This is a genomic window from Streptomyces qaidamensis (assembly GCF_001611795.1).
Taxonomy (GTDB): Bacteria; Actinomycetota; Actinomycetes; order Streptomycetales; family Streptomycetaceae; genus Streptomyces; species Streptomyces qaidamensis.
The window spans coordinates 6782780-6796592 of the sequence record NZ_CP015098.1; the positions used below are offsets into that span (position 1 = coordinate 6782780).

Genomic DNA, 13813 nt, shown 5'->3' on the forward strand with positions numbered 1-13813 from the left:
GCCGAGCGCCGTGGCTCCGGAGTCGCCCTTGATGCCCCACGGTCCGTACGCCGTGATGGCCTGGCCCTGGGCGGCAAGCTCAACAACACCCGGGCGGCGCTGGAGATCTGCCGCACCGCGCGGACCGTGCTGGGCGCCAACGGCATCTAGCTGGAGTACCCGGTCATCCGGCACGCCAACAACCTGGAGTCGATCCTCACCTACGAAGGTACGGCGGAGATGCACACCCTCGTGATCGGCCAGGCGCTGACGGGGCAGGCGGCGTTCCGGTGAGTGATCTCTCACGGGTCGGCGTGGTCGGCTGCGGTCTGATGGGCGCGGGCATCGCCGAGGTCTGCGCCCGGGGCGGCCTGGACGTTGTCGTCCACGAGGTGAGTCCGGGCGCGGCCGAGGCCGGCCGCGCCCGGATCACCGCCTCGCTCGACCGGGGCGTGCGGCGCGGAAAGCTGAGCGGCGCGGAACGTGACGCCGCCCTTGACCTGGTCCGGGTCACCACGCACCTCACGGAGCTGGCCGACCGGGACCTGGTCGTGGAGGCGGCCACGGAGGACGAAAAGGTCAAGGTCGAACTGTTCGCCGAACTCGACCGGATCGTCACCCGGGAAGACGCCCTCCTGGCCACGAACACCTCTTCCCTGCCCATCATGAAACTGGGCACCGCCACCACCCGCCCGCAGCAGGTGATCGGGGTGCACTTCTTCAACCCCGTGCCGGTGTTGGAGCTGGTCGAGATCGTGCCCTCACTGCTGATGGCACCTCGGACACAGTCGCGTGCAGAGGGCTTCATCACGGGCATCCTGGGCAAGAAGGTGATCCGCGCCCAGGACCGGGCCGGGTTCGTGGTGAACGCCCTGCTCGTCCCCTATCTCCTCTCGGCGATCCGCATGCTGGAGTCGGGGCACGCCTCCGCCGGCGACATCGACACCGGCATGGTCCTCGGCTGCGCCCACCCCATGGGCCCGCTGAGCCTGGCCGACCTGATCGGCCTGGACACCTTCACGGCCATCGCCGAGGCGATGTACGCCGACTTCAAGGACCCACAGCACGCCCCGCCACCCCTGCTGCTGCGCATGGTGGAGGCCGGCCTGCTCGGCCGGAAGTCCGGCCGCGGTTTCCACGACTACTCCGAGAAGGGCGACTGACCTCATGGCGCAGGAAGTACAGGGCGTGATCGCTCCGGGCAAGGGCGATCCGGTGCGGGTGGAGACGATCGTCGTCCCCGACCCGGGCCCCGGAGAGGCTGTGGTCCGCGTGCAGGCATGCGGGGTGTGCCACACCGACCTGCACTACAAGCAAGGCGGCATCAGCGACGACTTCCCGTTCCTGCTGGGCCACGAGGCCGCGGGCGTGGTGGAGTCGGTCGGCGCGGACGTCACCGATGTGGTGCCCGGGGACTTCGTCATCCTCAACTGGCGGGCAGTGTGCGGACATTGCCGATCCTGTCTGCGCGGGCGGCCCTGGTACTGCTTCAACACCCACAACGCACGGCAGAAGATTCCGTCGCCTCGACCGGCCAGGAGTCGCCGGCGCTGGGCATCGGCTCCTTCGCGGAGAAGACCCTGGTGGCGGCCGGGCAGTGCACCAAGGTCGACCCGTCGGTGGCGCCGCAAGTGGCCGGGCTGCTCGGCTGCGGGGTGATGGCCGGCATCGGCGCGGCGATCAACACCGGCACGGTGGGCCGGGGCGACACGGTCGCCGTCATCGGCTGCGGCGGGGTGGGCGATGCGGCCGTGGCGGGCTCCCGGCTGGCCGGCGCTGCGAAGATCATCGCGGTGGACATCGACGACAACAAGCTGGCCAAGGCCCGTGAGATGGGCGCCACCCACACAGTCAACTCCCGCCGCTTGGAGGCGGTCGAGGCGATCCGCGAGCTGACCGGTGGCTTCGGCGCGGACGTGGTCATCGAGGCCGTGGGCCGTCCGGAGACATACCGGCAGGCGTTCTACGCCCGCGACCTCAACGGCACGGTCGTCCTGGTCGGGGTTCCGACCCCGGAGATGAAGCTGGAACTGCCCCTGCCGGACGTTTTCGGCCGGGGCGGGTCGCTGAAGTCGTCCTGGTACGGCGACTGCCCGCCCTCACGTGACTTCCCCATGCTGATCGACCTGCACCTGCAAGGCCGCTTGGACCTGGGGGCATTCGTGACCGAGACGATCGAACTCGATGAGGTGGAGAAGGCGTTCGAGCGCATGCAGCACGGCGATGTCCTGCGCTCGGTGGTGCTGCTCTGAGGGTCGCCACATCGAGTGCCTCGTCACCTCCGGGCGGTTCGGTTTTCGAGACCTCGTCAGCTCGGCGCGTGCCCGCTGTGGGATGTGTCGGCCGTGCGGTCGCCGACGCGGGGAGAGGGAAGGGGGACCCGCGCCGTCTCGCGTCGCAACGCGTGGGCGATGGCGCGCGCTTCGATGCCCGCCTGACGAAGGACACCCGTGAGGGGATTGGTGTATCCGGCGAAGTAGAGGCGTGCGGCTTCGGGATGGGTCTGTGCCCCTGCGGCGAGGGGTCGCCCAGCCTGGTCGAGGACGCCCAGGGACCCGACCAGGTCATGCAGGCCGGGCCGGTACCCGGTGGCGGCGATGACCGTGTCGGGTCGCAGCCGGGTGCCGTCGTCCAGAATCACGTCGGGGCCGTCGAACGCCTGGACGGCCGCGACTGGTTCGACCCGACCGGACCGGACGGCGTCCACGAAGCCGTGGTCGAGCACCGGGTTGACCCCTTCGCGGGCATTGCGGGTGTACAGGCCGGTGCGGGGCCGGGGCAGTCCCCGGGAGGTCAGGTCGGGCACCGCCAGACGTTGGGTGAGCAGGGAGGTGCGGTCGCGCCATGCGAGGGGGAGGGCCTCCGTCAGCCGGCCGACCGCATGCCATCGGGCGCTGGAGCGGGGCAGGATGTTGGGCGGGGTGCGCACGGCGATCCGTACCCGCTCGGCTCCGGCCCCGGCCAGGGCACCGGCGATCTCGGTACCGCTGTTACCGGCGCCGGCCACCAGGACGTCCCGCCCGCGGTAGGGGGCCGGAGAACGGTAGTGGGCCGAGTGCAGCAGAGTGCCGGTGAAGGTCGAACGCCCGGGCCAGTGGGGAACGTTCGGGGTGTGGCAGCGGCCGGTGGCCACCACGACCGCACCAGTGCGCACCAGGCCCTCCGGGGTGTGGACCAGCCACTGAGCTCCCGAACCGGGCTCGGCCCGTACGATGCGCCGCACCGGGGTGCTCACCCGGACGTCGAGTCGGTGATGGGTGACGTAGCGCTCCAGGTAGCGCACGTAGTCGTCCCGGCTCACCCACGGGCCTGCCTTCCGCGGCACCGGCAGGCCGGGGAGTTTCGAGGTGCCGGGTGTGGTGTGCAGGCGCAGATGGTCATAGCGCTGCGCCCAGCTCGCTCCGATTCGGTCCGACCGTTCCAGGATCACGGCCGGTACTCCGGAGCGGCGCAGTAGCGCGGCGACCGCCAGGCCGTGGGGACCGGCTCCGATCACGATCGTGGGAGCGCTGAGGTCTGGCTGTGGTGTCGGGGGCATCGGCTTCTACAACGGCGGACGGCGGCTCACGTCACGCTCGACGGGAAGGCACGGCCTCCGGAGCGGCGATGCCGACCGTTCGCCGGAACCGCGGGTGGCTGCCGTTACACCGGCGGTACGGAATCGTTGAACACCGGGCAGCAGCGCGCCGCCTCGCACAGGGGGCGGCCGCCCCGGGCCCGGGTCGTCCGGCCCATGAGCGGCCATGAGCCGGACAGGTCAGGGGACATGAGCCTGCGCGGCTCCGGCCTCTGCGGCGGGCTCCGGGCCGGCCCGCTACACCTGTCCGATCTTCTTGAGGGGCTCATGTGCAGGCAGCAACGGCGTGCCACCGGCCAAGGCTGCGGATCAGCGGAGTCCGCAAGGCGTACGGCGGCAGGCAGGTACTGCAGGACGTCGATCTTGACGTACCGGCCGGGACGCTGGTGGGAGTCGTCGGCGAGAACGGGGCGGGCAAGAGCACTCTGCTGCAGATCGCCGTGGGACACCTGGCGCCCGACCGCGGAACGGTGACACGTACCGGGGCGGTGGGGTACTGCCCACAACAGGCCGTACTGAACGACGCGTTCACCGTCGGACAGCACCTGCGGTTGTTCCAGATGGCCTACCGGCTGCCGACGCTGGAGCGCGCCGACGAGCTGATGGAGGTGCTGGCACTGACCGGTTGCCGGCGACAGCAGGTCGGCGAGCTCAGTGGCGGAACGCGACAGAAGCTGAACCTGCTGGTCGCTCTCATGCACGATCCGCAGTTGCTGGTCCTGGACGAGCCCTACCAGGGCTTCGACTGGGACACCCATCAACGGTTCTGGACCCTGGCCGCCGACCTGCGTGATCAGGGCCGGTCGATCATCGTGGTCTCGCACCTGCTGCACGAACTGAACCACTTCGACGCGATCGCTCACCTGCGCCAGGGCCGTCTGCACTTCGAGGAGACCAACCGTTGAGGCTCTCCTGGACGGCATTCACCGAGCTGCTGCGCTGCACTCTGCTGGGCCACCTGCGTCACCGGCTGGCCTTGGTTCTGGCGGTCGCGTTCATCCCCATCTGGATCGCCGTGGCCCGCCTGTGCACCTCCGACGAAATGATCCGCATCCGGCTGGATGCCATCAGCGCCTCCGTCTCCGCCCCGGCCGGCCAGGTGGGCCAGGTGGCCAGCGCTCTGGGCGCCATCACCATGGTCGCCGGCTTCATCACCTTCACGGAGACCTTCCAGTCGCGGCAGATGGACCGCCGTCTGCTGCTGGCCGGCTACCCCAGACTGCCGATGCTGCTGGCGAAGCTCGCCGCCGTCGCCCTCACCGCCGCCCTGCTGGCCCTCTACACCACGAGCCTGCTGTGGATCTCCCTGCCCGTGCGCCACACGGTCCCCCTGGCGCTGGCCCTTGCGGGCGCGGGCCTCGCCTACGGCGGCATCGGCCTTCTGCTCGGCTCTCTGGTCCGCGGCGAGCTGGAGGGCTTCTTCCTCATCATCATGCTCAGCCTGGTCGACACCGGACTGCAGAACCCCGTCTTCAACACACTCATGGATGTGGCAGGCGTGTCCGCCCTTCCTCTGTACGGCGTGACCCAGCTGGCGCTGAGCTCAGCCCTCACCGCGCACATTCCCTGGCCCCACGGCGTGCTCTCCCTCACCTGGTCCGCGGCGACCGGCGCCCTGGCCCTGCTCGTTCTGCATACCCACCGCCCTTCCCGCTCCCCGTTGTCCCGCAGGGCGGGGGTCCGGGCAGGGTGATCGCCGTCGTGCTGCGATGACCGCACGTCGGCGCGGCCTGCTCGTCGGGGGAAGCGACTGCGGACCTCGAAGCACCGGTGCAGCGGTGGTTCCCCGGTAACCCCTGCCGCTCAGCGGTGGGAGAGGTGGGTGACCAGACGGCTGCGAGCGGCGACCGCGCCGGTGAACTCGGCACCGTGCTCGCGCGCGCTCAGGAGCATGACTGAGCTGCCCCGTCATGAGCGCGTTGCCCCGACTTCAGCCGTTGCGCGGGGTGACCAGACCGGACTCATAGGCCAGGACCACGAGTTGGGCCCGGTCGCGGGCATGGAGTTTGGTCATGGCCCGGTTGATGTGGGTCTTCGCGGTCATCGGGCTGATCACCATGCGGTCGGCGATCTGGTCGTTCGACAGGCCCTGAGCGGCCAGGGCGACCGCTTCGCGCTCGCGGCCGGTCAACTCCGCGAGCGCGGCGCCGGCGGCGGGGAGGGGCTGGGCGACGTACCGGTGGATCAGCTTGCGGGTGATGGACGGGGCGAGCAGGGCGTCGCCGCGGGCGGCGACCCGTACGGCGTGCAGGAGGTCCTCGGGCACGATGTCCTTGACGAGGAACCCGGCGGCGCCGGCGCGCAACGCCTCGAAGACGTACTCGTCCATGCCGTAATTGGTCAGCATGACGACGTGCACGCCGGTCAGCGCCGGGTCGGAGGCGATGCGCCGGGTCGCCTCGATGCCGTCCATGACCGGCATCTGGATGTCGATGAGCGCGACATCGGGCAAACGCTCCTCGGCGAGAGCCACGGCCTGCCTGCCGTCGGCGGCTTCGGCCACCACCTCGATGTCGTCCTCGAGATCGAGCAGCGCCCGGAAGCCGCTGCGGATGAGCGGCTGGTCGTCTGCCAGCAGGACACGGATCATGACGCTCGTCCCACGGGGAGCTCCGCCTGGACGGTGAAGCCGTGCCCGGTTCGCGGCTCGGCGCGCAGCCGGCCGCCGAGGACGGTGACGCGTTCGCGCATGCCGAGCAGCCCGAGGCCGGGGGCAGGGGCGTCGTCGGGGGCGGCCTTGCCGTCGTCGTCGACCCGGACGGACAGCGTCTCGGGCCCGTACTCGATCCGGACTGCCGCGGTGGTGGCACAGGCGTGCCGGGCGGTGTTGGTCAGTGCCTCCTGAACGATGCGGTAGGCGGTCCGGCCCACCGCGGCCGGCACGTCGTGCCGCTGCCCTACGACCGTCAGCGTCGCGTCCAGGCCCATCGAACGGGCGCGCTCCACCAGTTGGGGTAGGTGTTCGAGTCCCTGTGGTGGGGTCGTGTCGTCGTCACGCAGCGCCTCCAGGGTCGCGCGCAGCTCCCGGGTCGCCTCACGCCCGGCCGTCCGGATCGCCAGCAGCGTCCCGGGCACCTCCTCGCCTCGCCTGCGGGCCACGTGGACGGCGACCTCGGCCTGCACCTTGATGATCGAGATCTGGTGGGTGAGCGAATCGTGCAGCTCCCTCGCGATGTGCAGCCGCTCCCCGTCGGCACGGCGCCGCGCGGTCTCCTCCCGGGTCCGCTCGGCCTCGTCCGCCCGCCGCTCGGCCTGCCGCAGGGCCTCCCCGGCTGCGAACGCGGCGATCAACCAGGCGATTTCGAGTACGTTCCGGGCCTGCGCGAACGCATCGCGTGCCGACCCTTCGCCGAAGACCAGAGCCGAGAGGGGGAGGACGAGGAGCAGGGACACCGACGCCACCACCGTCAGGGTCCGGTGCCCGGCCCGCACGGCCCCGTACACCGCGACCAGGTACGGCACGGCGAGCACCTCGAACCCGGCTGCCTCGTAGCCCACCGCGCACAGGCCGGTGACGGCCAGCACGGCGATCGGAGCCCTGCGGCGCGCGATCAGCGTCAGGCCGCCGGCCGCCAGCAGCACGGAGCCCAGCAGCGCGCGCTCTCCGGCCGGGTGCGACCCGGACAACCCGGTGCCCAGCAGCAGTGCCGCCACACTGACGGCGATCGCCCAGTCCATGGCACCGGCCGGGACACGAAAACGCCCTGTGTCCATGCGCGCACCCTAGCCGGGACGTCGACGCGGGCGCGTCCCACCAGCGAACGAGCGGGCTGCTACCGCACCCGCGGTAGCAGCCCGCCGACTGCCGCCTTCGCGGCAGTCGCCTGCCGCGGAGGCGGCAGGCCGAAGAGACCGCACCTGCCGGACGACCGGCAGTGCGGTCGGCAGGCACGCTCCAAGTACAGCGCATCCCGGGCGTTCCCACGCACGAAGGATGCGCCGAGCACGGCCGACCGCGGCCGTCCACGGAGTGAGGAGAGCGGCATGAGTGCAGCAGACGTTCTGACGGTGGCAGCCGAGGGCGGCGTCATCGGCGACGGGCGTACGGGGGCCAACCTGGCCCTCGGGATGGGGCTGATCGGCGTGATCATCGGCTGGCCGGCCCTCGGCCGTGCAACCGGCCGTACCGGTACCGGCAACGCACGCACCGGGGCCAGGTCGGCCATGGCGGCGGGCCTGGTCGGCACGGCCCTCGCGGTGCTGCATCTGGCCACTTCCAGTGGCGGTCCCGGCACCGGCAACGGGAGGGTGGGAGCCGTTGTGGCCGTCCCCTTGGGGCTGATCGCCATGGCAATGGGGCGGCGGGCACTCACCCGCTCACGTGCGGCGGAAGGGAACTCCGAACCCGTTGCCGGCTCAAGGAGGTGACCGGTTCCCCAGCCGCCTACCGGTGGGCCGGCCCCCAGCGTGGTGCGTGCCCGCCAGGCGATCGCGCCCTCCTCGCCGCCCCCGGGAGGGCTGGACCGGGCCGGGCGCCCTTACCGAAGCCTCGCCGGTCAGCGGGAGTTGGGGTGGGGCGCAGGTTGCTCCCCCGAGCCCCGGACGATCAGTTGGGTGGGAACGGTGATGGTGCGGGCACGGGAGCGGTCGCCGTCGAGGCGGGCGAGGGCGGTGGCCGCTGCGGTGCGACCGATTCCTTCGGGATCCTGGGCGACGACGGTCAGGGCAGGCTCCAGCGCTTCGGCGAGGGCAACGTCGTCGAAGGCCACGAGGGCCACGTCCTTGCGTTTGCTGCGGGCGAGTTCGGCGACGATGCCCAGCGCCATGATGTTGTTCCCGGCGAACAGGGCCGTGGGGGGATCGGCCAGTGCGAGGAGTTGGGAGGTCGCGGCCTCGGCGCCCGACTGGTCGTGGGCGTTGGCGACCAGCGAGCGGTCGTAGGGGACGTCCGCTTCTTGCAGGGCCGACCGGTATCCGGCGAGGCGTTCGCGGCGGGTGTAGAGCTTGGTGGGGAGGTCGCCGACGAAGCCGATGCGGCGGTGGCCGTGGGCGATCAGGTGGGCGACGCCCCCCTGGGCGCCCGCGCGGTTGGAGCTGACGATGCTGTCCGTGGACAGGCCGACCCCTGGCCGGTCGAGGAAGACGATGGGCAGCCCCGCCGTACGGTGCGACTTGAGGTCGCAGTGGTCGGCGCCGACGGACGGCACGACGATCAGGATGCTGACGCGCCGGGCGAGGAACTGGGCCGTCAGGGCGCGTTCGCGCTCCGGATCGTCCGCGGACGAGCCCATGAGCAGCGTCAGCCCACGGTCCCGGACGGTCTCCTCGATACCGCGGGCCACGGCTCCGAAGAAGGGGTTTGCCAGATCCGGGACGACCAGTCCTATGGTCGTGTCCGGACCGCCGACGCGGATGTTGCGGGCCATGAGGTTCGGCTGGAAGCCCAACTCGGCCACCGCGGCGAGTACCTGTTCCCGCGTCCGCGCCGAGACGGGCCCGTCCCCGTTGAGGACTCGGGAGACCGTCTTGGCGCTGACACCTACTTCTCGGGCGACGTCGGCCAAGGTGGGGCGGCGGCTCGCTGCCATGGAGGAAACCGTCTCCTGGATGCTCCCGGGTTCCGGGCCGCGGCCTCGGCCGGAACATGCGAGAGCGGGTTGCGCTGTCAGGTGGCCTGTACTCCGGCGGCCTTGGCGGCCTCGGAATCCGCTACGACAGTATCTCCAGACTCGTCGACGCTGAGCGCGCCGGTCATGATGGCGACGACCTCGGCCATGGAGTAGTCGGAGGGCTTGATCACGGCGGCGCGTCGGCCCAGCCGGTGGACGTGGATGCGGTCGGCGATCTCGAAGACGTGGGGCATGTTGTGGCTGATCAGGACGACCGGCATGCCCTTGTCGCGGACGCGGCGGATGAGGTCGAGGACCTGGCCGGACTCCTTGACGCCGAGGGCGGCGGTGGGTTCGTCCATGACGACGACGCTGCGGGCCCAGGCGACGGCACGGGCGACCGCGACGGCTTGGCGCTGTCCGCCGGAGAGCGTCTCGACCGACTGGGTCAGCGAGCGCAGGCCGATCTTCAGGTCGGCCATGTGCTCGGCGGCCTCCTGGCGCATGCGCTTCTTGTCGAGCATGCGGAAGGCGCTGCCGAGGATGCCCGGGCGGCGCAGCTCGCGGCCGAGGAACATGTTCGAGGCGATGTCCATGGAGGCTGCCACGGCGAGGTCCTGGTAGACCGTCTCGATGCCGTGGGCGCGTGCGCTCTGCGGGCCGGAGAACTGGATCGGCTCACCGCCCAGGCGTATCTCGCCCTCGTCCGGCACCAGCGCGCCGGTGAGGGCCTTGATGAGGCTGGTCTTGCCGGCGCCGTTGTCGCCGATCACGGCGAGGACCTCGCCGGGCAGCAGGTCGAAGTCGGCGCCGTCGATGGCGGTGACCTGGCCGTAGCGCTTGACCAGACCGCGCGCCTGCAGAACGGGGGTCTCGGTGGTGGTCGTCATCGGGCCTTCCTCCGGGAGATCTGGTCGACGGTCACCGCGAGGATCACCAGGACACCGGTGATCAGGGTCTGGTAGATCGAGGCGACACCCATCAGCTGAAGTCCGTTGCGGAACACGCCGACGATGAGGACGCCGATGAACGTGCCCAGGACCGACCCGCGTCCGCCGAAGAGGCTGGTGCCGCCGAGGACCACGGCGGTGATGCTGTCGAGGTTGTCGGTCTGCCCGGCCTGCGGGTCGCCGACCCCGGTGCGGGAGATGAGCAGCAGGGCGGCGATGCCGTAGAGGACACCGGCCGTGGTGTAGACGCCGATGGTCAGCCGGGAGGTGCGGATGCCGTTCAGCCGCGCCGCTTCGGGGCTGTTGCCCAGGGCGTAGACGTGCCGGCCCCAGCTGGTGCTGCTCAGCGCGTAGGCGAGGAGGAGGAACAGGGCGATGGTGACCAGCGAGCCGTAGGTGATGTCGGTCTTGCCGAGCGGGAAGGTCTGCCCCAGTGCCGTCAGCGGGCCGGGCAGGCTGGTGACCGTCTGCTCCTCGGAGTAGATGTGGGTCAGCGCGAACGCCACGTTGAGCATGCCGAGCGTGACGATGAACGGCGGCAGCGGGATCTTCTGCACCAGTGCCCCGTTGAGCAGGCCGAAGCCGCCGCAGACGGCCAGCCCCAGCGCGATGGCGGCGAGCGGTGGCAGAGAGCCCTCGGCGGCCATCTTGGCGATCACGATGCTGCCGAAGGCCATCACCGCGCCGCAGGACAGGTCGATGCCGGCGGTGAGGATGATCAGGGTCTGGCCGATGGCCAGCGTGCCGACGACCATGACCTGCTGCACGATCAGCGAGAAGTTCCCGCCGGTGAGGAACTGGTCGGTCGAGACGGAGAAGAAGACACAGGCCAGAAGGAGGGCGACCAGCGGGCCCGTGGTCGGTTGCGTGAGCAGTCTGCGGGCCGCGGTCGGCGCTTTGAGCTCCGCGTACGGCGTGGACGTGGAGGGCGGCGTGGACGTGGCAGTCATGCGAGGTCCTTGTCGGAAGACAGAAGTCCTTGTCCGTCCTTGTCGGGCGGCAGGAGGACGAGGGGGCGGCCGTCCCCGGTCGGGGAGGTGGGTCCGGCCGCCTCGCTGAGGGGTGTCGAACGGTGGCGGCCACAGGGGCAGCCGGGGGCGGTGGCTCAGCCCCAGCAGTTCTCCAGGCCGTAGGCGGTGTCCTTGGAAGCGACCCCGTCCTGCGCCTTGTCGGTGACGAGAGTGACGCCGGTGTCGGTGTAACCCGACGCCTTCTTACCGTCCTTGGCGTACGTCACGACGGCCTTGACGCCCTCGGCGGCCATCTTCAGCGGGTACTGCTGCGACGTCGCGGCGATCTTGCCGTCCTTCACCGCCTGGGTGCCGGTGCAGCCGCCGTCGACGGAGACGATCAGGACGTCCTTCTCCCGGCCCTTGGCCTTGAGGGCGGTGTACGCGCCCAGCGCGGCGGGCTCGTTGATGGTGTAGACGACGTTGATGCCGGGTTCCTTCTGAAGGCAGTTCTCCATCGCCGTCTGGCCCTTGGACTGGTCGCCGCCCGTGTCCTGAGCGCAGGCGACGTCCTTGTCGGTGGCGCCGAAGCCCTTGAGGAATCCGTCGTGGCGCTGAATGCCGACGGAGACGCCCGGCGCGAGGTCGAGGGCGGCTATCTTCGCCGTCTTGCCCTTCATCGCGGCCTTGGCGTACTCGCCGATCAGCTCGCCGGCCTTGAGGTTGTCAGTGGCGAAGAGGGCGTCGACCGCGCTCTGCGGCTCGGTGGGGGTGTCCAGGGCGATGACCAGAACGCCCTTGGCCTTGGCCTTCTCGATCGCGGGCACGATCGCCTTGGAGTCGCTGGGGGTGATCAGGATGCCCTTCACGCCCGAGGCGACCATGTTCTCCATGGCGGTCACCTGCCCTGCGTTGTCTCCGTCGAACTTGCCGGCCGCCGTCATGAGCTTGACGCCCTCGGCCTTCGCGGTCTTCTCAGCGCCCTCCTTCATCTTGACGAAGAACGGGTTGGTGTCGGTCTTGGTGATGAGGCCGACCTTGACCTCGCCCGAGCCGGTGCTCGTGCTGCCCGATCCCGATCCGGATCCACAGGCGGTCAGGGCGAGCGCTGCGACACCCGTGCACGCAGCGGCTCTGAGCAAGGAGGAGGGCAGACGAGAGGTGCGTGACATGAACGACTCCTGCGGATGTCGGGCGGGTGGTCGGCAGTGGGGCCTGCCGTCCCGCGATGTCAACGTTGACTGATGTCATCGTTGACACTGCTTGGCGAGGATGATGGACTCCGTTCCCCGGCAACGTCAATGCCTTGCACTCGTCACAAATCGGCAACGCCTCTCGGCGGCCGCCCGCCCGAAGTCGTTCGTCGGCATGCCCGGGTCGTGCCCGATTGCGCTCCGCTTTCCGCTCCGCGCGTTCCCAGAGAAGAGCAGCCCATGAGCCCGCGCCAGATCACCGTCCTGGGCGAATGCGTCGCCGACGCGTTCACCGAACCCGCGCCCGCCCGGAACGAACTCGCCCTCCGCGTGCTGCCGGGTGGCGGACCCGCCAACACGGCGGTGGCCCTGGCCAGGCTCGGCACTCCGGCCCGCTTCCTCGCGCGGCTGTCCGGCGATGTGTTCGGCCGCCTCTTCCGGGCCCACCTCGCGGCATCCGGCGTGGACCTCTCGCACGCCGTGGAGGCCGCAGAGCCCAGCACGCTCGCAGTCGCCGAACTGGACGACCGGGGCCAGGCCGCGTTCTCCTTCCACGCCCAGGCCACCGCCGACTGGCAGTGGACCGGCGCGGAGCTGGCCGGGGTGGACCTGGCCCACACCGCCTGTGTGCACACCGGGTCGCTGGCCCTGGTCAGGGAACCCGGAGCGGCGGTGGTGGAGGACTTCCTGGCGGCGGCCGCCCCCCGGGCCACCATCAGCATCGACCCCAACGTCCGTCCGCTCCTGGTGCATCCCGAGGTCTACCGCGCCCGGCTGGCGCACTGGTGCGGCCTCGCGGACGTGCTGCGGCTGAGCGAGGACGACCTGGATCTCCTCCTGCCCGGAACACCGCCCGAGGAGGCGTGCGACACCTGGCACGCGGCGGGGGCGCGGCTCGTCGTGATCACCCGCGGTGCCGACGGCGCCCTGGCCTCACTGGACGGGGAGCGGGTCCAGGTGCCGGCGGTGGCGACGCCGGTCGTCGACACGGTCGGCGCGGGGGACTCCTTCACCGCCGGTCTGCTGCACCACCTCGGCGCCCACGGACTTCTCGGCGGCAGGCTGACGGACCTGAGTCTCGGCGACGTCGAGGCGGCCTGCCTGTTCGCCGTGCAGGTCGCCGCCCTGACCTGCTCGGTGGCCGGACCCAACCCGCCCTGGCAGGACCGGTTGGCGCCGCTCACGACGGACGCCTCCGCCGTGCGGCACCTGGACGCCACCCCCTGAATCCCCCGGACGCGAACAGACAAGGACAAGGACGGAAAAACATGACGAAAACCCTGCTCGCCGAATTCACCGCCCGAGAGGGAGCGGAGGACGAGGTCACCCGCCTGATCCGGGAGTACGCCCTGAAGGTGCGCGAGGAGGAAGGCAACCTGGCGTTCGACGTGTACACCAAGGCGGCCATCCCCCGCGCCTACTGGATCTTCGAGGTCTACCGGGACGAGGACGCCTTCCAGGCACACCTGAACGCCCCGTATGGCGCCCCGTTCAACGCCGCCCTCATGCCGCTGATCGAGGAGGACGCCTCCGTGCTCACGTTCCTCGATGAGATCGACCGCGCATGAATCCACTCGCCCGTCCACGTGATCACCGCTGACGCCACGACAGGGCC

At 70.7% G+C, this 13813-nt stretch carries 13 protein-coding genes and 2 pseudogenes; 8 read left to right on the forward strand and 7 right to left on the reverse strand.

The window, feature by feature from the left end:
* Positions 1 to 72: 72 nt before the first annotated feature.
* The 3 genes and pseudogenes from A4E84_RS41365 to A4E84_RS30225 all read left to right on the forward strand — a co-directional run.
* A pseudogene (locus A4E84_RS41365) lies at positions 73 to 273 on the forward strand (acyl-CoA dehydrogenase family protein); the annotation flags it as partial.
* Complete coding sequence (locus A4E84_RS30220) at positions 270 to 1142, forward strand: 3-hydroxybutyryl-CoA dehydrogenase (protein WP_062929563.1); 873 nt, start codon at positions 270 to 272, stop codon at positions 1140 to 1142. The pseudogene A4E84_RS41365 and the gene A4E84_RS30220, both read left to right, overlap by 4 nt.
* A 4-nt stretch (positions 1143 to 1146) precedes the next feature.
* Positions 1147 to 2231 (forward strand): annotated as a pseudogene (locus A4E84_RS30225) (S-(hydroxymethyl)mycothiol dehydrogenase).
* A 56-nt stretch (positions 2232 to 2287) separates the two neighbouring features.
* Here A4E84_RS30225 and A4E84_RS30230 read toward each other — a convergent pair.
* Entirely contained in the window at positions 2288 to 3517 is a 1230-nt protein-coding gene (locus A4E84_RS30230) for a flavin-containing monooxygenase (protein ID WP_062929564.1), read from the reverse strand.
* A 308-nt stretch (positions 3518 to 3825) separates the two neighbouring features.
* Between A4E84_RS30230 and A4E84_RS30235 the strand changes: the two genes are divergently transcribed.
* Both A4E84_RS30235 and A4E84_RS30240 read left to right on the forward strand, forming a co-directional pair.
* Complete coding sequence (locus A4E84_RS30235) at positions 3826 to 4461, forward strand: ABC transporter ATP-binding protein (protein WP_237305020.1); 636 nt, start codon at positions 3826 to 3828, stop codon at positions 4459 to 4461.
* Positions 4458 to 5249, forward strand: a complete 792-nt coding sequence (locus A4E84_RS30240; RefSeq protein ID WP_062929565.1) for a hypothetical protein — start codon at positions 4458 to 4460, stop codon at positions 5247 to 5249. Before A4E84_RS30235 ends, A4E84_RS30240 begins: the two co-directional genes overlap by 4 nt.
* 237 nt (positions 5250 to 5486) lie before the next feature.
* Here the strand turns inward: A4E84_RS30240 and A4E84_RS30245 are convergent, their stop codons facing one another.
* A complete protein-coding gene (locus A4E84_RS30245) occupies positions 5487 to 6146 on the reverse strand; it encodes a response regulator (protein WP_062929566.1) in 660 nt (219 codons plus the stop codon).
* Complete coding sequence (locus A4E84_RS30250) at positions 6143 to 7270, reverse strand: sensor histidine kinase (protein WP_062929567.1); 1128 nt, start codon at positions 7268 to 7270, stop codon at positions 6143 to 6145. The genes A4E84_RS30245 and A4E84_RS30250 overlap by 4 nt, the downstream gene beginning before the upstream one ends.
* Positions 7271 to 7540: 270 nt before the next feature.
* Between A4E84_RS30250 and A4E84_RS30255 the strand changes: the two genes are divergently transcribed.
* Positions 7541 to 7924, forward strand: coding sequence for a DUF6223 family protein (locus A4E84_RS30255; protein ID WP_062929568.1), 384 nt, complete (start codon positions 7541 to 7543; stop codon positions 7922 to 7924).
* 128 nt (positions 7925 to 8052) lie between these two features.
* On the opposite strand, the gene A4E84_RS30260 is transcribed toward A4E84_RS30255, so the two are convergent.
* The 4 genes from A4E84_RS30260 to A4E84_RS30275 form a co-directional block, all read right to left on the reverse strand.
* Complete coding sequence (locus tag A4E84_RS30260) at positions 8053 to 9084, reverse strand: LacI family DNA-binding transcriptional regulator (protein WP_062929569.1); 1032 nt, start codon at positions 9082 to 9084, stop codon at positions 8053 to 8055.
* Between the two features lie 77 nt (positions 9085 to 9161).
* On the reverse strand, positions 9162 to 9995 hold the full coding sequence (locus A4E84_RS30265) for an ATP-binding cassette domain-containing protein (RefSeq protein WP_062929570.1): 834 nt from the start codon (positions 9993 to 9995) through the stop codon (positions 9162 to 9164).
* A complete protein-coding gene (locus tag A4E84_RS30270) occupies positions 9992 to 11005 on the reverse strand; it encodes an ABC transporter permease (protein ID WP_062929571.1) in 1014 nt (337 codons plus the stop codon). Before A4E84_RS30270 ends, A4E84_RS30265 begins: the two co-directional genes overlap by 4 nt.
* Positions 11006 to 11160: 155 nt before the next feature.
* A complete protein-coding gene (locus A4E84_RS30275) occupies positions 11161 to 12177 on the reverse strand; it encodes a sugar ABC transporter substrate-binding protein (protein WP_062929572.1) in 1017 nt (338 codons plus the stop codon).
* Between the two features lie 261 nt (positions 12178 to 12438).
* Here A4E84_RS30275 and A4E84_RS30280 point away from each other — a divergent pair, with 261 nt between their 5' ends.
* Together A4E84_RS30280 and A4E84_RS30285 are read left to right on the forward strand one after the other, a co-directional pair.
* A complete protein-coding gene (locus tag A4E84_RS30280) occupies positions 12439 to 13425 on the forward strand; it encodes a carbohydrate kinase family protein (protein ID WP_062929573.1) in 987 nt (328 codons plus the stop codon).
* Positions 13426 to 13466: 41 nt separating this feature from the next.
* Positions 13467 to 13766, forward strand: coding sequence for a putative quinol monooxygenase (locus A4E84_RS30285; RefSeq protein WP_062929574.1), 300 nt, complete (start codon positions 13467 to 13469; stop codon positions 13764 to 13766).
* The last annotated feature ends 47 nt before the right edge of the window (positions 13767 to 13813 follow it).